The sequence below is a fragment of the Lewinella cohaerens DSM 23179 genome, from assembly GCF_000379805.1.
GTDB classification, from domain to species: Bacteria; Bacteroidota; Bacteroidia; order Chitinophagales; family Saprospiraceae; genus Lewinella; species Lewinella cohaerens.
On the sequence record NZ_KB903598.1, the window covers coordinates 221,819 to 240,858 of the forward strand.

17 protein-coding genes are annotated in these 19,040 nt (G+C 44.8%); 10 read left to right on the forward strand and 7 right to left on the reverse strand.

Annotation, left to right across the window (positions count from 1 at the left end; translation table 11 throughout):
* The first annotated feature begins 3 nt into the window (after positions 1-3).
* A complete protein-coding gene (locus A3EU_RS0126550; RefSeq protein WP_020539225.1) occupies positions 4-309 on the forward strand; it encodes a hypothetical protein in 306 nt (101 codons plus the stop codon).
* Positions 310-616: 307 nt separating this feature from the next.
* Here A3EU_RS0126550 and A3EU_RS0126555 read toward each other — a convergent pair whose 3' ends face one another.
* The 3 genes from A3EU_RS0126555 to A3EU_RS0126565 form a co-directional block, all read right to left on the reverse strand.
* Positions 617-1,636: a pirin family protein gene (locus A3EU_RS0126555; RefSeq protein WP_026211606.1), complete on the reverse strand. Its 1,020-nt coding sequence runs from the start codon at positions 1,634-1,636 to the stop codon at positions 617-619.
* Positions 1,637-1,916: 280 nt separating this feature from the next.
* Positions 1,917-2,939, reverse strand: a complete 1,023-nt coding sequence (gene fbp, locus A3EU_RS0126560; RefSeq protein ID WP_020539227.1) for a class 1 fructose-bisphosphatase — start codon at positions 2,937-2,939, stop codon at positions 1,917-1,919.
* A 124-nt stretch (positions 2,940-3,063) separates the two neighbouring features.
* The gene (locus tag A3EU_RS0126565; protein ID WP_020539228.1) at positions 3,064-3,873 is read right to left on the reverse strand and encodes a hypothetical protein; all 810 of its coding nucleotides are present in this window, start codon (positions 3,871-3,873) and stop codon (positions 3,064-3,066) included.
* Between the two features lie 117 nt (positions 3,874-3,990).
* On the opposite strand from A3EU_RS0126565, the gene A3EU_RS0126570 reads away from it, so the two are divergent.
* The 5 genes from A3EU_RS0126570 to A3EU_RS0126590 all read left to right on the forward strand — a co-directional run bounded on the left by A3EU_RS0126570 (position 3,991) and on the right by A3EU_RS0126590 (position 10,591).
* Positions 3,991-4,551 carry an RNA polymerase sigma factor gene (locus tag A3EU_RS0126570; RefSeq protein ID WP_020539229.1) on the forward strand — a complete coding sequence of 187 codons (561 nt, stop codon included), beginning with the start codon at positions 3,991-3,993 and terminating at the stop codon, positions 4,549-4,551.
* A 53-nt stretch (positions 4,552-4,604) separates the two neighbouring features.
* Positions 4,605-5,336: a tetratricopeptide repeat protein gene (locus A3EU_RS0126575; RefSeq protein WP_020539230.1), complete on the forward strand. Its 732-nt coding sequence runs from the start codon at positions 4,605-4,607 to the stop codon at positions 5,334-5,336.
* 40 nt (positions 5,337-5,376) lie between these two features.
* Positions 5,377-7,488 carry a S8 family peptidase gene (locus A3EU_RS0126580; RefSeq protein WP_020539231.1) on the forward strand — a complete coding sequence of 704 codons (2,112 nt, stop codon included), beginning with the start codon at positions 5,377-5,379 and terminating at the stop codon, positions 7,486-7,488.
* A gap of 76 nt (positions 7,489-7,564) precedes the next feature.
* Positions 7,565-10,261, forward strand: a complete 2,697-nt coding sequence (locus A3EU_RS0126585) for a CHAT domain-containing protein (protein WP_169433404.1) — start codon at positions 7,565-7,567, stop codon at positions 10,259-10,261.
* Between the two features lie 90 nt (positions 10,262-10,351).
* On the forward strand, positions 10,352-10,591 hold the full coding sequence (locus tag A3EU_RS0126590; protein ID WP_020539233.1) for a CDGSH iron-sulfur domain-containing protein: 240 nt from the start codon (positions 10,352-10,354) through the stop codon (positions 10,589-10,591).
* Here the strand turns inward: A3EU_RS0126590 and A3EU_RS0126595 are convergent.
* From A3EU_RS0126595 to A3EU_RS34425, 4 genes are all read right to left on the reverse strand, one after another.
* Positions 10,588-11,241 carry a response regulator gene (locus tag A3EU_RS0126595; protein WP_020539234.1) on the reverse strand — a complete coding sequence of 218 codons (654 nt, stop codon included), beginning with the start codon at positions 11,239-11,241 and terminating at the stop codon, positions 10,588-10,590. The genes A3EU_RS0126590 and A3EU_RS0126595 overlap by 4 nt on opposite strands.
* A complete protein-coding gene (locus A3EU_RS0126600) occupies positions 11,228-12,046 on the reverse strand; it encodes a sensor histidine kinase (RefSeq protein ID WP_020539235.1) in 819 nt (272 codons plus the stop codon). The genes A3EU_RS0126595 and A3EU_RS0126600 overlap by 14 nt, the downstream gene beginning before the upstream one ends.
* Before the next feature lie 653 nt (positions 12,047-12,699).
* Positions 12,700-13,416, reverse strand: coding sequence for a hypothetical protein (locus A3EU_RS0126610; RefSeq protein ID WP_044087021.1), 717 nt, complete (start codon positions 13,414-13,416; stop codon positions 12,700-12,702).
* 410 nt (positions 13,417-13,826) lie between these two features.
* Positions 13,827-14,000 (reverse strand): hypothetical protein, encoded by a 174-nt coding sequence (locus A3EU_RS34425; protein WP_020539238.1) that lies wholly within the window; start codon positions 13,998-14,000, stop codon positions 13,827-13,829.
* Between the two features lie 61 nt (positions 14,001-14,061).
* On the opposite strand from A3EU_RS34425, the gene A3EU_RS0126620 reads away from it, so the two are divergent.
* From A3EU_RS0126620 to A3EU_RS0126640, 4 genes are all read left to right on the forward strand, one after another.
* Positions 14,062-14,613 (forward strand): thioredoxin family protein, encoded by a 552-nt coding sequence (locus A3EU_RS0126620; RefSeq protein ID WP_020539239.1) that lies wholly within the window; start codon positions 14,062-14,064, stop codon positions 14,611-14,613.
* A gap of 185 nt (positions 14,614-14,798) precedes the next feature.
* Positions 14,799-16,586, forward strand: coding sequence for an ABC transporter ATP-binding protein (locus A3EU_RS0126625; protein ID WP_026211607.1), 1,788 nt, complete (start codon positions 14,799-14,801; stop codon positions 16,584-16,586).
* A 187-nt stretch (positions 16,587-16,773) separates the two neighbouring features.
* Complete coding sequence (locus A3EU_RS31995; protein ID WP_020539242.1) at positions 16,774-17,163, forward strand: DUF3276 family protein; 390 nt, start codon at positions 16,774-16,776, stop codon at positions 17,161-17,163.
* 132 nt (positions 17,164-17,295) lie between these two features.
* Positions 17,296-19,040 (forward strand): beta strand repeat-containing protein (locus A3EU_RS0126640; protein WP_211213974.1); only part of this gene is annotated, 1,745 nt, incomplete at its 3' end.

A 19,040-nucleotide genomic window follows, 5' to 3' on the forward strand; every position in this document is an offset into this window, starting at 1 on the left:
ACTATGAGCACCCCCTTCCGTCAGGAACATCCACTACTGGACAAGCTGGTCACGATTGAAGCCTTTTTGGTACAATTAGTGATCTACCTTCTCCTTTGGTTTTGGAACGACTACCTCGCCCTGATCCTCAGCATGATATTGGGAGGGATTGCGCTTTCTATTTTGGTCATTGCCAAGTTGGTAGAGCTTGTGGAGACCTCCAGAGTGCCAAAAGTCTATTACCGCTTTATGGTCATCTGTGTGCTGGCGCCCTTGATTGCAGGTATTGCCGGCCTTTTACTCCGCAATGGGTTGAGTTGGATGAATTAAACATAAGTCATCCCGAATTTTGGCTAAGGCCAAAATCCAGCCTGACTTTAACTTAGAAAGAGTCCGTAAATAGCTAAAAAGAGTGATTTGTCCGACTTTTGTAGAAAACCCCATGATTTCATTAGTAGAAATCATGGGGTTCGTCTTTAACGATAGATTTTGCAGTTGGTCAGCACGGATTTTGATGACAATCAAAATTCGGGAACTCATGTTACGATTCCCGACCTTTAAAACCCTTACACCTTCCATACAGCCTAGTATTGCATGCAATACGATCTAACCATCAACCATCTAACCATCAAAACCCTTACCCCTTCTCCTCCACCGTACCATCAATATGGCGAGCGAAGCGGCCTTGCTCGCGGGCATGTACAGGTGCGGAACTCGACCAGGGCCAGCCACCGAATTGGGTGCGCTGATATTCCTGGAAAGCATCCATTATTTCAGCTTGCGAGTTCATCACGAAAGGGCCGTGTTGCACGACCGGCTCATTGATGGGGCGTCCTTGCAGTAGGAGGAGATAAGCCTCTTTTTCTCCGTTTTTGAGGATGGTTTCTTGGTCGGCGCGCAGTTCTAGCCCATGATTGGGTTGAATGGTTTGCCCTGCCACATTCAGGCTACCTCCTTCGTGATAATAAAGAGAGCGATTGGCCTCGGCGGAAGCAAGGGGGAGCGTCCACTCAGCACCAGGTGCCATCTTGATGGTAAAAATAGCTACTTCATTTGCAGGGTCAGCAGCCCAGGAGTTGGGCGTAGGAGCGGGGGCAGAAACTTCGCCAAGAGTGCCAGCCGTAAGTTCTATCTCGGTAGTGTGGCCATTGCTGTCTTGGTGAACAACCTGCGGAATCATATCGCTCCACAGCATCCGGAAGTGGGGTTCAACGAATTTACTCACCTTCGGCAAGTTTAGCCACAATTGAAAAAGCACCAATGGGTTTTTCTTCTCTTGTTCCAGGAGCGGAAACATCTCTGCGTGTTGCAGGCCTTTCCCAGAGGTAAGCCATTGCACATCACCATGACCAAATCGGGCCATAGCGCCCAAGGAATCGGAATGATCGACCAGCCCCTTTTTAACGATGGTCACTGTTTCAAAACCACGGTGCGGGTGAGCTGGAAACCCAGGCACTTGTTGGCCGTGGTACATGCGCCAACCATCTTTAATCACAAAATCTTGCCCAAGGTTGCGTCCAGCCAGCGACGCATTTGGCCCCATGTTTTCATTCCCTTCGGGATAATTATCAGCGTGGTAGACACAAAACAAAAAAGGGTCCTGTGTTTTCCAAGGAAAACCTAATGGACTGATCTGGAGGATGGGCGAAGAATTCATGTAGCTACAAGTTATTTTTATACATAACCGTTGGCGAGCAAAAAAGTTACCTTCTCTGACAATTTTGTGGTCAAGCAAAAAAGAAAGTGCTAAGGGATCAGCGAAGAATAACTTCCCCATTTCAGGCTAGCCATTATTGGTGCAGCGCACACTACTTTACGTCACTCCTTCCTCGCGAGGAAGGAGCCGGGGGATGGAGCTAAAAAAGGGAGCAGACAGCCCGTTTCCTTCTCCCGACTGCATCAGTCGGCAGAAGGCATAGCCCATAAGGCAACAAGCGCTAAGCTATTTCTTTACCAAAGCTTGGTGCTGCGCTGTAGCGATCTACAAATTCCTGCATCTCATCGACCATAGCAGGTGAGCCGATGGCAATGGATTCTCGCTGGTGCAAGTGCTTTACTTCGAGGTCCAGAATACGCTTGAGCTGGCAGGTGATGGCGCGCCCTCCGGCTTGTTCAACAATGAAAGCAAGCGGGTTGCATTCGTAAACCAACCGCAGCTTTCCACGAGGGAATTTGCGGGTGTTGGGGTACAAAAAGATGCCGCCTTGGAAGAGGATGCGGTGAATATCACTAACCATACTACCGATATAGCGCAGGCGCAGGTTGAGGTCTGAACAGTGGTCAATATAGCGCCGCATTTCTACATCAAACTTGAGGTAGTAGCCCTGATTGACAGAGTAGTAATTGCCACGGTCAGGAATGCGGATGTCACGATGGCTAAGGCAAAATTCACCAATGCTAGGGTCAAGCGTGAAACCATTGACACCACGGCCGGTAGAGTAGACCAGTAGGGTAGAGGTGCCATAGAGCACATAGCCAGCAGCTACAAGTTCGGTGCCTTTTTGGAGGAAATCCGCTTTGTCACAAGGCTCACTGAGGGGGCTTGTCCGGCGATAGATGCCGAAAATGGTACCTACGGAGACGTTGACATCAATATTGGAAGAACCATCGAGTGGATCGAAAACGACAATATACTTTGATTCTTTGCCATCAACGGGCGTTAGTGGGATGAAGTCTTCATCTTCTTCACTGGCGATACCTGCACACTCACCGCTGTTGCGTAAGCATTCTATGAGTTTTTCGTTGGCGAAAAGATCTAGCTTCTGGACTTCATCGCCAGTAGCATTTTCAGAATCTGCCCGGCCAAGGATACCGATAAGGCCGGCCTTATTGACTTCACGGTTGACGATTTTGGCCGCAACGCCAATGTCTCGTAGCAAGCCGGTAAGCTCTCCGGAGGCATAAGGGAAATCCTTCTGGCGTTTGATGATGAATTCGTCAAGGGTAACGATACGATCCATTGATGTCGGTTTTGTTATGGTTGTTGCAGTAAAGGTACGAATCAGGGCGTGATATTATAAGGTGATTTATGGCAACCTTTTTTTGAAAGGAAATTGTGTCACGATGTTTTTACAAAAGTTCATCTTATTGCTCTTTCTCTAATTTATCTTTGACTATCCGCTGTAAAAAGGCGGGCATCTTTTCCAGTTGCTTTGCTACTTGCATGATTAAACGGGGATCACGCTGGCCTGGGATGTATTCCCCCTCCATTGGACGGTCTTTTAGGCCCATGTATTTTTCGATTTGATGCTCCAGATAAAAAGCTACCCGTGGGTTCTTTAAGCCACTGATCAGCTTGACGATCTCCTTGCTTTTTAAGAAGACGAGCACATTGTAAGCGTAATTAGCGCGGTCATTCGTGCGACTCTCTTCATAGCGTTCCACGTACAATTGAGCCACTTGGTCGCGGGAGAATTGTAAGTTTTTCCAACCGAGAAAATTAATGGGGCGATGTTCACTACGAAGCTCGAAGGCCGTGACACTGAGGTAGGTGGTGTTGATTAAAAAGGAAATGGCTTTAAACAAGAAATAAACACCAATGAGCAAGAACAAGCCTAAAATAAAAGGAACAAAAAAAGGAAGTTCTTGATGATTTGATGTTAGTGCTACAATTCCGACTAGAGGAATTACTGTGAACATAGTGCCGATGATAAAGTAGCTTCTTACGCGACTTATTAAGCGCCATTTTAGCTTAATATCGAGCTGCAAGCCCGGTACGACCTCGATCCCTTGGGGCATCATCAGGTGGGTCTTGTGCTCATTGTTGAAAGAACCATCGACAGCATCGCTGATCCGAAAAACCTGATTGCATTCAGCACATTTGGCGATATTATCAGGGATGTTAATCTCCGTGCCGGGAATGGCTGCATTACAATGAGGACAGTTCAGAAGCATTTGTTTCTATTTGTATCGGATTCAATATACGTCAAGAAGAGGAAATGGCAAAGACAAGAAGCGCATTACCAAAATAAGTATCTTAGATTTCTTATCATTGCTTTACAAGGATAAAAAATGCAAGCACACACCGATCAACATATTATTGAAGCCATGAGAGCGGGCAACTTTTCCATCCTCAACAAGGTGTACAAAGATCATGCTCCGACAATCCGTTCGTGGATCATCAAGAACAATGGGCACGAGGAGGATGCGCAAGATATTTTTCAGGAAGCGATCATCGCTTTACACCAAAAGGCCAACGACCACTCCTTTGTTCTTACCTGTCCGCTGGGTGCACTTATTTTTCGGATATGCCGAAACAAGTGGTTGAACCAGTTACGAAAAAAAAATAAAGAGGCAGAGGTAAGGAATTGGGAGGAAGAGAGATATAAGGATGAAAGTTCGTTGGTTCCTATGCTGGAAGCCATTGAAGAAGAGCAAATAAGACAGCGTAAGCTCGATGCGTGCTTTCAACAACTAAGTGAATTGTGTCAACAACTACTCCATTTATTGATCTCGGGCGTATCTTCCGGAGAGGCCGCTGTGCAATTGGGGATGAATGATGCCAATACCGTTTATCGCAGGAAAAACGCTTGTGTTGGTCGCTGGCGCACCTTGTATCAGGCTCAAAATTAAGGAATAGCACCAAAAATAAATTGCGATTTATTTTTTGCGTAACAAGAAGGAACATGGAAGAAGAGGACTACAAATTGCTCGATCAATATTTACAGGACGAACTATCCGGTGACCAAAAGGCTGCTTTCCGCCAGCGATTAAAGGAAGAGGAGCCATTGGCTGCAGAACTGGAACTCCGGCAGCAGATGCATACTTATTTACGCACGAAGGCCCAGCAACCGGATTTAGAAACGGCTATGAAGAACTTGGGCGGCACCTATTTTTCGCCAGTTGAAAAGGCGGCGAAAATCGTACCGCTGGCCCGCCGTAGGCTCTACGTGGGGCTAAGTATAGCTGCTGCTATTGCGCTAGTGTTACTCGTTTGGAATCCTTTTGATTCGGGTAACCTTTACAATGCTTATGCCCAACATCCACCACTGGCACTGGTGGAAAAAGGAGATGCGCTGGCCTTGGCTCAGCAGGCAGAGGCCGCTTATGGTGAGAAGGATTACAAGACAGCTTACGGTTTACTCAATGAATTGACGGATTTGTCTTCCGAGAATATACAACTCCAACTGGCGCTTGGGATCAGCGCACTAGAAACGGGGCGTACGACCAAAGCTCGACAATTGTTTGAGGAGTTGGCCGAGGGCAATAGCGCATTGCGCAACTATGGGCGTTGGTACCTGGCACTGAGTTACCTAAAGACAGAAGAGTTTGCGCAAGCGAAAGCCGAATTACAAAAACTCGACGATTCAGATCCTGCACTATATGATAAGGCTACTCAGTTGTTGGAAGAACTTTAATCTACAGAATGATTTACCCTTACAAACCTATTTAACACATATGAACCTACTTAAAAATTCATGTCTGGTATTATTCCTGTTGGCGGCTACAAGCCCGTCATTTACCCAGTCCATTTTGGACGAGGATACTTTTGATACCGACTTAAACGGCTGGACCAGCAGTACCGGTTGGGAATGGTCGGCTGATGGCCGTGCCAATAGCGCCAATAACTTTTGGGATGGCCGCCCGCCTATAGACGCGGTTTCCGGGCCAGGAGCACTTGCTTATAGGGCGGCAGAAGGAGACATCGGCCGCGTGACTTCTCGCTCTTATGATTTTTCGGGCAATGCCACTGTTTTTCTTCGTTTTACACAGTATTACCGACGTTGGCAGGGGGCTACCCGATTAAATATTCTTGTTGATGGGATGATCCTGGAGACCATTACTTTGAATACAAATGTGGGTATTAATATTGAAACTTCACACCGCGATGTGCAAATTTTTGATATCAGCATGGCGGCAGGAAATAATGAAAATGTACAACTCGAATTTGTTTTCGAAGGCACCAATTATTTTTGGTTAATCGATGATGTACAGTTTTTCGATGATTATCCATACCCACAAACTCGGCCTTCCTTTTTCGGCGACAGCCTCGCTAATTTTGGTACACCTTACGATAATTATCAGGTAGATAGCGTAGGCTGGGCGTATGTACCCAAGCAGCTGGTGGTACAGTTTGCAGCAGGTGTGACGGAACCAGAGAAACAACTTATTCGCGATACGGTAGGCGCGGTGAAAATATCCACCTGTGTTTGTGATCGCCTCGAGCTATGGGAGCTCACGGATGATCCCCTTAATTTTGGAGATAACCAAGGCCCCGAGGGTGGGTCGATAGGTATTCTTTCTAATAAAAAGGGAACAGGAAGTACGGCAAAAGTAGATGGTGTAGATTACAATTATTATAATGGTACGCAGCTTCAAGATCGCATAGATACGCCAATTCAGCCCCTCACTCCAGCAGAGTTATTACCTTTCGCTGTCAGCCCCGTAGATGCTTTGCGTATCGCAATTTTGGATACCGGATTGGACATAACCCATGAGGAAGTAAGCCAGTTTATTTACCGTATTCCGGATGTTAATAATGAAGAATGCCTCGTCAATGATCCTATCGGATGGAATTTTGTCGATAGCCTCAATAATGTTTTTGATGACAACAGCCATGGTACCCACGTAGCGGGGATTGTGGCGAGAACGCTGCGTACGCTCAATCACGATGAAGACAATTGCAGTTATCAAATTCTACCCTACAAAACCCATGATGAACATGGGGTGGCTACCCTCTTCAACGTAACTTGTGCAACCTATCAGGCCATTCAGGATAGTGCTCGAATCATCAATGATAGTTGGGGCTTTTATGGGGACCCCAGCGAGATTTTACAAAATGCACTTGATAGTGTTGAGCTGGCGGGGGCTTACGTCGTCTCGGCGGCGGGCAATGAAGGCCTGCGACTGGATACGCTCTTACAGTATCCTGCTTGTTATGACAATAGTAATATGATTAGTGTAGCCGCAGAAGGGGTTGATCCTAATGGCATAATAGCCTTGGCCGATTTCTCCAATGTTAGTAATACCTTAGTGGATATTGCTGCGCCAGGGGTGAGTATTAATTCTTCCGTACCCAGGGCAACACCACAATCTACCCAGAACAATGAATTTGATGATAAATCAGGGACTTCTATGGCAGCTCCGGCGGTTAGTGCCGCCTTGGCCGTTGCGTATTGCGCCGGTCCGTTGGGTGCGAAGGATCGTCTGCTGGATTGTGCTGAACAGTTTGAGCCGTATTTTCCGGATATTATCCAAGCCCGCCGCTTAGACCTCAATAGGTTTTGTATCACTCCAGTAGATACTGCTCCAGGAGGTCAATCGCCTCAATTTACGCTTTATCCCAATCCTGCGAATGATCGCATCCAAGTGCGTGCGGAGGCCGAAGGTAGTTTCACTCAGTTGAAGATAGTGGACATGAGAGGGGTAACCATGCTGGAATACCAGCAGTCTTCTTGGTCTGTAGGACAAGTGACCGACCTGGATTTGAATACACTTCCTGCTGGTAGCTATTTTCTGCAAATCCAGCAAGAGGATGCTTATTGGGTCACTAAGTTTATCAAAATTTAATTATAGTCTCTGTCAATCTATGGTATTAAAGTGTTCATTGGTACTTAAAAGCATATTTCCTTTACTCTTATTTGCTGTGCAGATAAGTCTGTCGGCACAATCGGGCCCTTGTTCTTTTTCCAAAAGCATCAGTGCCGTTATCGAGGAAGGTGATATGGAGGAATTGAATCAAACCCAAAGGAATTTGGCTAAATGTGGCCAATGGCCGGATTCCTTGGCCTTGGTTTTGCACCGATTGGGGACCGCTTATTACAGCATGGAGCAATTGGATTCTGCCATTGTTTTCACGCAGGCTGCCCAACGACAATGGGAACTTGTAAACTTGAACACTTATACCCTGGCACAGGGTAAGTCGAATTTTAACCTTGGTTATTTTTTGAAAGAGCGGGGAAGTTATTTGCAAGCAAAGCCTTATTTGCGAAAAGCAGTAGACGTCTATGAGCAATTGGAGCTCAAGGGGCGTTTGCAGGTCAGTTATCGGCAATTGGGGCAGGTTTGGCAAAACGAAGGGGCCTTTACGGAAGCCGCAGCTTATTTTCGCTTGGCCCGCGATGTCGCAGAGGAAGAGAATGACCAGTCTAGCCTGGCAAAAACATACCTTGATCTGGGGCAGTTACTCTGGGAAAAAGGAGAGGGGATACAGGCGCTGGATACCTTGCAACGCGCACTTACGCTTTTCGAAACGCAAGAGGAAGAGGAAGATTTTTTCGCTTGTCAGAACCAGATAGCGCTGGTTTATGATCAATTAGGAAATAAGAAAGACGCCATTCGTTATTACCAGCAAGCACTGGCTGGGTATGAAGATTGGGACAATTGCGTTCGAGCCGCCTTGGTGGCAAATAATTTAGGGGTAGCTTACCTGGAGACCAAACTTTTCCAAGAGGCAGAGAAGGTGTTAAATAGAGGTTTGGAACTGGCGGGAATCTGTGAATCACCTGAAATCATTGCGCAAAGTCACGATAATATCGGAGAGCTTTACCTAAGTATGGACCAACCTGAGGCAGCTTTAATGGCTTACCTGAAAGCAGTTGAAACCATTTTACCTGCTCGGCAAGGTTCAACGATTCATCAACTTATCCAATACTCTCCACACAAGCTTGATTTACTAACCTATTTTACCGATATAGCTTTAGCATATAAAGCCCTTTACCAGAAAAAGGCAGACACCAACCAGCTCCGTCAGGCATTGCTTATTTACCAAACGGGCGATTATCTGATCGACCAAATTCGGCAAGGACATTATGATCAGGCGACCCAATTGTTCTGGCGACAGAAAGTGTTGCCATTTTACGAAGCGGCCATCGAATGCACTTACTTATTGGAAGATGGCGATCAGGCTTTCCATTTCTTTGAAAAAAGTCAATCGGTTTTACTCCTAGAGGCCGTCCAGGGGGCACAATTACTAAGTCGTATCTCTGATAGCTTGCGCATTGTCGAGCAGCAATTAAAAAATGAATTGCGAGAAGCAGAGTTTGCTTTGCAGACAGTGGAAGAAGGAGGCCAAAAACAAGTAGAAGCTATCTTCTTAAGCGCGCAAGAGCAATTGCGTGCGTTCTACGAACATCTGGCGGCCACCTATCCTCAGTTTGGCACCAGTAAAGAAAACCACCAATTGGTTGGTAAAGCACAATTTCAAGAGCAATTTTTGTCGACTACTGACGGTGGGCTTTTACATTACTTTTGGGGAACTCGCAACGTTTACTCCCTGAGTGTTATCAGCGGAGCGACCCATATTGTAGATATGGGCCCACAAGAGGAACTGGCCCAAATACTAACCAACTACCTTGCTTTTTTTCAATCCAATCAAGAAATAGAACAAGCTCCTGAGGCGTTTCTTCGTCAGAGTTATGAGTTGTATACCTTGTTGATAGCGCCGCTTTTCTCGAATCTTCCCAGCCAGCTTATTATCATTCCTGCTGGCCCGCTGGCCTATTTACCTTTTGAAACACTGATCGCCAGCAAAGCGAGTAATGCCCAATTGGCTACCGCCGATTACTTACTACGTACTTCAAGGCTGCTGTATGCTTATTCGGCAACCTTATATGCCCGCTCCAGGGTGGAGCGCTTAGGGGCAGACGGGACTTTATTGGCATTAGCTCCTTTTGCCGGACAGGGTAGAGGCGATTATGCGCAGTTGGCCTATAGCGGAGAGGAGCTGGCCACCATTGATGAATACTTTCCAGCAGAACTGTTGAGGGATGGAGCAGCTACTAGGCAAGCATTTCTTTCCCAGCAGGCAGAAAATCAAATTTTGCACCTTTCAACACATGCTTTTGGCTATTCGTCCCAGCAGGCGCCACACATTGTTTTTTACGATAGCATATTGACCCTTTCTGATATTTACAAGCTGTCTATCCCCGCGGAAATGGTCGTTTTAAGTGCTTGTCAAACCCAAACGGGGCAGCTGGCCAGCGGGGAAGGTGTATTGGGGCTGGGGCGAGCGTTTATCTACGCAGGTACCGGCAGTGTGGTTGCCAGCTTATGGAATTTGAATGACCGCTTTACCAGTCAATTAATGGGCGACTTTTATGAAGAATTAGCAGCCAATCAACCCAAAGCGGAGGCACTGCGACGGGCAAAGCTTTCTTTTTTAGATAACCCTGATATTCCCTCTTTTCAAAAATCTCCTTATTACTGGGCAGGATTAACTTATTATGGCGATCATCATCCCTTGATCTCATCGGGTAAGGGGTGGTGGAAATATACCTGGCTGGCGCTTGTAGGGCTAGTATTGCTAGGAGGTTTCTACACTTGGAACAGAACACGTTCTTAGATTGATTCTAAATTAATGTCAATACAACTGTTGTGTGGATATTAACGCTTAATTTGGATTTTATTACAAACTAACAATCAACCAGTAAAGATGGATCAACCAAAAATTGCCGCCAAGGCACCTGTACGCGTAGAATTAGAAGCTGGAAAAAATTACGCTTGGTGCGCTTGTGGAGAATCTTCTAATCAGCCCTTCTGCGACGGTTCTCATAAAGGGTCGGCTTTTTCTCCTAAAGTTTTTCAGGTAGAAGAAACAAAAACTTACGGGATGTGTCAATGTAAACACACCCAGAGACCTGGTTTTTGTGATGGAAGCCACAAGGCGCTTTAAACCAACTGGTTTTTAAGCGCGTAAATCACCAAACCGGCAGTATTTCGTACTCCGGTTTTGTCGAGCAAATTCTGCCGATGTCCTTCAACTGTTCTTTTGCTAATGAATAATTGCTGTGCGATTTCGCTGGTAGTGTGTTCCCGGCAGATCAGTTGAAGGATTTCTTTTTCCCTTGGGGTAAGCGTGAATAATGCTTCTTTATTCTGATCTACAGCTTGTGTATCCTTCTTTTTAATATTACTAAGTAAGGCTTTAGCTACATAGTCATTAAGGTAATACTCTTGGGTCATTACCTTTTGAATGGCCTCACGCAGGATAGCGGGTTCTTCATTTTTGAGCAAATAACCATTGGCACCCAGAGAGAGCACATGGTGGATGAAATGTTCGTCATCGTGCATGGTCAACAAGATGATTTTTACATCCGGCGCAATAGTTTTAAGCTTTTCAGCTACTTCTATTCCATCCATTTCCGGCATTTTGAGATCCAGGAGTACGACATCTGGCACCTGAGTGACTACGGCAGCCAAAAAGTCAGTGCCGTTATTAGCCTCAATAACAATATCAATTTCCGGGTATCCTTCAAGGATTAGGCGTAAGCCTTTTAAAAATAGAGTTTGATCATCAACTAAGGCAACTTTAATGGGTGACATGAAGTATGGATTTTGGAATAACAAGTAAAAGATTCATCCCTTCTCCAGGACTGGAATCAAGATGGAGTTGAGCTTCCATGAGTTGCGCGCGGCTTTCTATATTTATCAGGCCAAAACTTTTGCCTGAGCCAGGTTTAGGTGCATTCAAATCAAAGCCCTGGCCGTTGTCGTGATAAAGAAAGTGTAGATGATCGGGCAGAAAGCGTAGGCTCAGGTCAATACTAGTGGCTTTCGCATGTTTAAGCGTGTTGTTTACCAATTCTTGTGCCACTCGGAAGAGGGAGCTTTCTACTTCCTCTGGTAAGCGAATGACCTCACCTTGGCATTCAAAATCAACGGTATGACTTTGTAGTTTTCTTACTCGTTGGCAGAGGTCTTCAATAGCTGCAACCAGTCCGTAGCGTTGCAGGCTGGCGGGGGAAAGATTGCTACTCAGTTCGCGCATAGTACGCATGCTTTCGTCAAGAATATTACCCGCCTCGGTAATTAGAGGCTTCGATTCCTGTATAGAATCTGATGTTTCAATTTTCTTTAGGTACAGCTTGCCTGCCGAAATAAGGCTGCCGATGCCATCGTGAAGTTCGGAGGCCAGTTTGCGCCGTTCTTCTTCCTGTGCGGAAACTACAGCTTGCATCAATCGTTTTTGCTGGCTAGTTTCAATATCGCGAATTTGTTTTTGCTGCAAAAGCAGTCGTTTCTGGTACACAATAAAGAATACCACAATGGCAATTGCCAACGATAGCATCGCAATGATGATGAAAAGCAACAGTGGAAAAGAAAGACCTACTTCGTTGGTTGTACCCATAATGCAATCATAAAGAACAAGTTGTTAAAGGTATTGAATATTCCGTGGACCCCCCACATAGAAAAAGACATGGCCTTGTTGGGTAATATATAGTTACTTATAATGAAAAGGATTAGGCTGCCAGAAAAATAAATTAAACTACCGGTCGCAACCCAAAAAAGGGGATCTGTTTCGAGATTTTCCAGATCAAGCTTACGCAGCCGTTGGTAAAAATAGCACAGACAAAAGATAATAATGAGGATGGCACCAAAGGATCGGGCGTGTGCATTGAAATTATAAATACCGTCAATCCAGATTGCACAGATAATGGCGAACGACCAAAAGGCAATCAATATCCCCAAAAAGAACCTTTTTGAAAAAGGAGGAATAAGCCGTTTGGCAAAAATGAACCAAAGTAAGGTAAACTGAACCGCTGAAAAAACATGAAGCAACGGAAGGTTTCTTAAGTGGAGTACGCGACCCAATAATACAGCCGCTAACTCCACTAAGATGGAAAAAATAACCAAGGCAAGAACGTATCGCTGGATAATTTGCAAACGCTTTATCCTCATTAAGCCTACAATCAATGGCAATGCCACTGAATAAGTTGAGGTAGAAATAAAAAACCTTGCGACACTTTCTTCCATGATTTCAGAGGTGCGTTTTTAAAGGAATCATTGGCTACAAACTGGCGGGCAAGGAGACGAAAAGTCAAAAAATGTACTCTTACGGCTCCCATTAACCAGGGACTTCGGTGCTGGAGAGTCTATCGGACGAATCTCAATGACTGGCCGAAAACCAAAAGGATGGCCACTTACCGGAATACTATTACCCAAGTAGAGACAAATATGCATGTCTCCTCCAAGTAGCCCTTCTTCTAATTGAGTGATAATGGATGTTGTTTCCTCTTCTTGGAATGTATAGTACTTTACACGCTGCACTAAGTTCTTGGAATCAGCACCTTCAAATGCATCACCAATCTTACTGAATGGTGTTTCCATCCAAGCGCGGGCAAAGAGAATAGCACCGTCGGGTGGAATTTCGTTTGTGCCGCTATTAGGGCCGTAGGCATCCTTTTCCAAAAATGGTGGATTGGGATCCCAGGCAAATTCCAAGGTAGCGGTACTGCCTGATGCATCTAACCCCTCTAGGTAAAACTGAATTGCTGGGGTAGACGGGATTTCGCTGAAATCGTAAGTCGTATCAACTCCCAAGCGAATACGAAGACGAGTAGGGTTGGAGCTAAGCAGTGTAGCAAGTTTAGTCTGATCAGTAATCCTAAAACCAGCAACCCTTGCCGTTTGGGAGTCGTTTGCATCAAAGGCATAAAACAAAGTTGGTAGATTTTTAGGTAAGCAAGTTTGCCATGCTGCATAAGAAAGGCTAGACATAGTAATATTGAATTATGGGTAAAGAATTTCAGAAGCTTAATTTAGCATAAAGCCCTCGCTTTTATAGTGCTAAATGAGAAAATAATTGAAACCACGTATAAATACCTGGATGGTAATCCGTATTTCTACGCTGCTTGATGCAGGTAGCTACACCCGTTTTATAAAACAAGCCTTTCTACGCTGTTATTACCGCTGTACTTGCCCCTATCTTTGAGGTATCAGAACAAACACTTACAACGCTAAAAGCACTTACAACCCATATAAACCCATACAAGCGATAAACACACCGAAGTATCGTGCTTAAAATATTTTAGGGGAGAAGCTTAAGGATTCTAAGGAACAGCACGAAAATAAAATGAGATTCTGTTTTTCATAATAGTTGAATAAACGATTCATTTAAAGAGTTTTAACTATTTGAAAAACCTGAAAAGAATGGCATTTTTTTTCTGCGCAATACTAAGGAATACAAGAGCATCTTTAAATACAGGCTCTGTCGGAAACGGCAGGGCTTTTTTATGTTGAAACACTTTATTTTTGCAATGTTTTTCTCCTAAACGAGCTAATTCAAAGCAATAAGTCATCATTAGAGAGCATTTTGAGCAAAATACCCAGCGGGCTTCCTACCTTTGTAGAAAACTAATAGCTATGCGTTATTTTCCTCTATTGGGCTTGATTTTGGCCGCGAGCTGCCTATTTTTCTGGAACGCTACTTCAGCAGATCAACCTTCTACCTCTGACGATACCACCATCGAATGGCTAAGTTGGGAAGAGGCGATTTCCCGTATGGAAACTCAGCCTAAGAAGATTTTTGTTGATGTCTATACCGATTGGTGTGGCTGGTGCAAGCGCATGGATGCCAGTACCTTTATCGACCCAGCTGTTGTAAAGCAGATGAACGAGCATTTCTACGCCGTAAAACTGGATGCGGAACAAAAGGAAGAAATTCTCTATGATAACCACACCTTTGTTTACCGTACCGATGTAGGCAGGAGGGGTGTGCATGAGTTGGCAATGGCTTTGCTTGATAATCGCATGAGCTATCCTTCTTTCGTTTATTTGGACGAAAATAGAAATCGCATTACGATCTCACCAGGATATAAGGATGCTACTGTAATGGGTACCGAGCTACAATTCATTGGCGCGGATCATTTTAAAACTCAAACGTTGGAAGCATTTAAGGCTACGCAGGGTAAATAATTCCTGAAAAGGCAAGTTGTACAACCTTTTTGCTAAGCAAGGGTTATTATACTTGTTGTTACCAGTAAGCTTTTGTTTATTAGGCGCAGCTTGTCTATTTTGAGATGTCGGTCGCATTGAAATTGATTGCTTTTTCTTTTGAATTCTCTGCACCCTGTCTCTTACACCTTATTTTAGTTACAACTGTGGAGCATTTAAAGTACCTGAATAAATTTTTCTGGAGATACCGTACGCGGCTCCTGTTGGGTATAGTGTTTGTTACCCTTTCCAATTATTTTCGGGTCCTCCAGCCGCAAATGATCAGAGAAGGCTTTGATCTGGTGGTCGAGCATATCAGTATGTATCGCCTTTTCGATGGTTTTGCCCTTCAATCGGAATTTTACGGAGTATTGGCCAAAACCTTGCTTTATTATGGTTTGCTGGTGTTGGTGTTGGCCTTGGTCATGGGTATATTCATGTACTTTATGCGGCAAACCATCATCGTGATGTCTCGCCTCATTGAGTACGATATGCGAAAGGAAATTTTCCAGCAGTACGAAAATCTTACCCAAGCTTTTTATAAGCGCAATAAAACGGGTGACATGATGGCCCGTATCACCGAAGATGTTGGTAAAGTACGGATGTACTTGGGCCCAGCGGTTTTATACGGTATCAACCTGGTTTCTACCGTTGTTTTGGTCGTTTATAGCATGTTGCAAGTGAGTGTAGAGTTGACACTTTATTCTTTAGCGCCATTACCATTTTTGTCGATTAGTATTTACTATGTCAGTAATATTATTAACAAGCGTAGCTATCTCATCCAACAGCAACTCTCCAACCTCAATAGTACTGCTCAGGAATCTTACAGTGGAATTCGCGTAATCAAAAGTTATGTTCAGGAACGCGCTATTCGCAAGTTTTTTGCCAGTCAGTCGGATGAGTTCAAAGACAAGTCGCTTGATTTGGCCAAAGTAGAGGCTTATTTCTATCCATTAATGTTGGTCATGATCGGCGCAAGTACTATCCTGACGGTTTACATTGGCGGTTTACAAGTCGTGAAAGGAACCATCACTGCCGGTAATATTGCTGAATTCGTCATCTATGTGAATTTGCTTACCTGGCCAGTAACAGCTGTAGGTTGGGTGGCTTCTATCATCCAGCAAGCTTCCGCTTCTCAGAAAAGAATCAACGAATTTTTGTCTCAAAAACCAGAAATTTCTAACCCCGTTAGTAATGGTAGTCCCCAGACACTGCGCGGTTCTATACATTTTGACAATGTCTCCTTTGTGTATCCAGATACAGGTATTAAAGCGCTCGAAGGATTGAATTTAAAGCTGGAACCAGGTCAAAAATTAGCTATTGTAGGAAAAACAGGTTCTGGAAAAACCAGTATGGCTGACCTCCTTTTGCGGATGTACGATGTAAGTGAAGGAACTATTCTGGTTGATGGAAAAAATATCAAGGAGCATGACCTTGCGAACCTGCGAGAGAAAATAGGCTACGTTCCTCAAGACGTATTTCTTTTCTCTGATACGGTTGGTAATAATATTGCTTTTGGTAAAAGAGATGCCAAGCAAGAGGATATTGAAAACTTTGCTCGGTACGCTGCGGTCTATGACGATATTCAAGGTTTAAAGAATGGTTTTTCTACTATGGTAGGAGAACGTGGTATAACGCTCTCTGGCGGGCAAAAACAGCGGGTCTCTATCGCCCGGGCACTGATCAAAAAGCCAGATATCATTATCCTTGATGATTGCCTCTCCGCAGTGGATACAAATACAGAGAAGCAAATTCTCGGGTACTTCAATGAATCGTTGGCTGATAAGACAACCATTATCATTACGCATCGTATCTACAGCCTGCTTTCTTTTGATAAAATCATCGTTCTTGAAGATGGCCGTATTACCGAAGAGGGAACCCATCAGGAATTAATTGAGCAGAAAGGCTACTATGCCGATATGTACGAAAAGCAGTCTTTAGAAGAAGCACTCTGATTTTTAGTCCATTTGTTTTGGTTTTTTCGCCAAATATTTACTTTTGTATACCGAATTTAAAGCTGTTTGGGCTTTTAGCCCAACTGCTTTGATCTGTATATCCTGACTGAAGTTTTGGGTAAAGTCCAAAACACTTTGTTGTCGGGATAAATCAACCACCTCATTTGGCAATCAAAAATCAGTAGTCGTGGACAACGATAACAACAACAGACAGCGGCAGGAAAGTGAATATTCGAATAAAGTCCGCGCCGGAAAAAGAAGGACCTACTTCTTTGATGTGCGTCGTACGAAAGGAGACGATTTTTATCTCACGCTCACTGAAAGTACCAAACGATATAACAATGATGGTTATGAGCGGCACAAGATCTTTTTGTATAAAGAGGATTTTAACCGCTTTATCGCAGGATTGGAAGATACGATCAACTACGTCAAAACGGAGTTGATGCCTGATTACGATTACGATGAGTTTACCCGTCGTCATGAAGAATATGAAGCACAACGTGATGCGGAGGATAACTACAAAAAAACTTCTGGAGAACCTGTTGAGCTGGAAAATGAAGAAGATATGACCTGGTAACAGGACAATTATATGTGCTAAAAAGAAGCTATTCCACGCCGGGATAGCTTTTTTTTTATTAAAATAAATCCACTTAGGCTCCTTCTCTCGTAAGTAAGTGTGAATTGATTCTCCAATTAACCACATTATACTATGCGACAAACCGTCCAACAATCGATCATGCTCCTGTTTGGAGTATTTTTTATCGCCTTATCATCCCTTAAGGCAGAAAGCATTATCATCTCTACAAATACAGATGATGTCATTGGCTCTTTAAGAGCATCCGTGAATGATGCAGTAGCCGGAGATACCCTTGTCTTCGCATCAACAACCAATAACTTGAATTTCAACTTGGTCAGCGGACCGATCACCATAGATAAATCCTTGGTGATTATGGGTAATGGTTCTGCCAACAGTAATATCAATGGTCTTGGAATATTCCAGGCTTTTGAAATTATGGGGGATGTTACTGTTGAAATTCGTGGCTTACGAATTTTTAATGCTTCATCTACAGCCAGTGGTGGGGCTATCTCTAATACGGATGCTACCCTAATCATCGACGATGTGATTATTGATGATTGTCAGGCGCTCGGTAGTATGTCGACCCAAGGAGGAGGAGCCATCGCTAATATTGGTGGTCAGCTTACCATTAGCAATAGCTCACTTACAAACAACACGGCTGCCGGTATTAGCGGTAGTGGTGGTGCTATCATTAACCTTAGTGCTGGTAGTCTTACGGTAATCAACACAACCATTAGTGGTAATTCAGCCAATCGTGCTGGCGGTGGTATCGAAGATAACTCTGGTGGCATAGGTTTGGTAACGCTTACTGACGTAACACTTACAGGCAATACAACGGGCAGCCTTCCCGGTAATGGCGGTGGCCTTCATGTAACAGGCGCTGGTAATGTCAATATTACGGGCGGCGTAGTAAGCGGTAACACCGCAACTGCCGAAGGCGGTGGCTTATGGAATGGTGCCGGAACAATGACCATTGCGAGCGTAACTATTGAAAACAATAGTGCTGCAGGAAATGATGCCGATCAAGGCGGCGGCGGTGTCTTTAACCTCAGCGGTACTGTAGAAATTACCGGAAGTACAATGATCAATGCCAATATGGCAACGGGTACTGCTGGTTCTGGTGGCGGTATTCTCAACGATGCAGGTGCTACTTTAACGATTACAGGCGCAACCATCAGCGGTAATAGCGCTGTTCGCGCAGGTGGTGGTATCGAAGATGTTTCTGGTGCTGGTTCAACCGTAACCCTGAATAACGTTACTTTGAGTGGAAACACGACGGGCAGCTCTCCGGGTAATGGCGGTGGCCTTCACGTAACAGGTGCTGGTAATGTTGATGTTAGTGGTGGTATTGTCACTGGTAATACGGCTACCGCTGAAGGCGGCGGTCTTTGGAATGGTACAGGTACCATGACCATTGCTGGCGTGATGATTCAAAATAATACCGCTGCGGGCGCAGGTGCCGATCAAGGCGGTGGTGGTGTCTTCAATGCAGGAGGTACTGTGATGATTAACAGCAATACGACCATTGTAGGAAATATGGCTACCGGAACAGCAGGTTCTGGCGGCGGCGTACTTAATGACGCTGGTGGTACACTTACTGTTGCCAATGCAAGCATTAGCGGCAACAGCGCTATCCGTGCCGGCGGTGGCATCGAAGACAACTCGGGCGCAATGGGATTTGTGTCGCTAAACAATGTAATGTTGACGAACAACACCACAGGCGGCTCCCCTGGTAATGGAGGTGGTTTCCATATCTCTGGAGCAGGTAATGCAAATATTACTGGCGGCGTAGTAAGCGGCAATACCGCTACGGCGGAAGGCGGTGGTCTATGGAACGGCGCAGGTACGATGACAGTAGCAGGTGTAACAATAGAAAA

Coding starts and splice junctions, on each gene's coding strand:
- A3EU_RS0126550 (WP_020539225.1), top strand. CDS start 4: ATGAGCACCCCCTTCCGTCAGGAACATCCACTACTGGACAAGCTGGTC.
- A3EU_RS0126555 (WP_026211606.1), bottom strand. CDS start 1,636: ATGAATTCTTCGCCCATCCTCCAGATCAGTCCATTAGGTTTTCCTTGG.
- fbp (WP_020539227.1), bottom strand. CDS start 2,939: ATGGATCGTATCGTTACCCTTGACGAATTCATCATCAAACGCCAGAAG.
- A3EU_RS0126565 (WP_020539228.1), bottom strand. CDS start 3,873: ATGCTTCTGAACTGTCCTCATTGTAATGCAGCCATTCCCGGCACGGAG.
- A3EU_RS0126570 (WP_020539229.1), top strand. CDS start 3,991: ATGCAAGCACACACCGATCAACATATTATTGAAGCCATGAGAGCGGGC.
- A3EU_RS0126575 (WP_020539230.1), top strand. CDS start 4,605: ATGGAAGAAGAGGACTACAAATTGCTCGATCAATATTTACAGGACGAA.
- A3EU_RS0126580 (WP_020539231.1), top strand. CDS start 5,377: ATGAACCTACTTAAAAATTCATGTCTGGTATTATTCCTGTTGGCGGCT.
- A3EU_RS0126590 (WP_020539233.1), top strand. CDS start 10,352: ATGGATCAACCAAAAATTGCCGCCAAGGCACCTGTACGCGTAGAATTA.
- A3EU_RS0126595 (WP_020539234.1), bottom strand. CDS start 11,241: ATGTCACCCATTAAAGTTGCCTTAGTTGATGATCAAACTCTATTTTTA.
- A3EU_RS0126600 (WP_020539235.1), bottom strand. CDS start 12,046: ATGGGTACAACCAACGAAGTAGGTCTTTCTTTTCCACTGTTGCTTTTC.
- A3EU_RS0126610 (WP_044087021.1), bottom strand. CDS start 13,416: ATGTCTAGCCTTTCTTATGCAGCATGGCAAACTTGCTTACCTAAAAAT.
- A3EU_RS34425 (WP_020539238.1), bottom strand. CDS start 14,000: ATGATGACTTATTGCTTTGAATTAGCTCGTTTAGGAGAAAAACATTGC.
- A3EU_RS0126620 (WP_020539239.1), top strand. CDS start 14,062: ATGCGTTATTTTCCTCTATTGGGCTTGATTTTGGCCGCGAGCTGCCTA.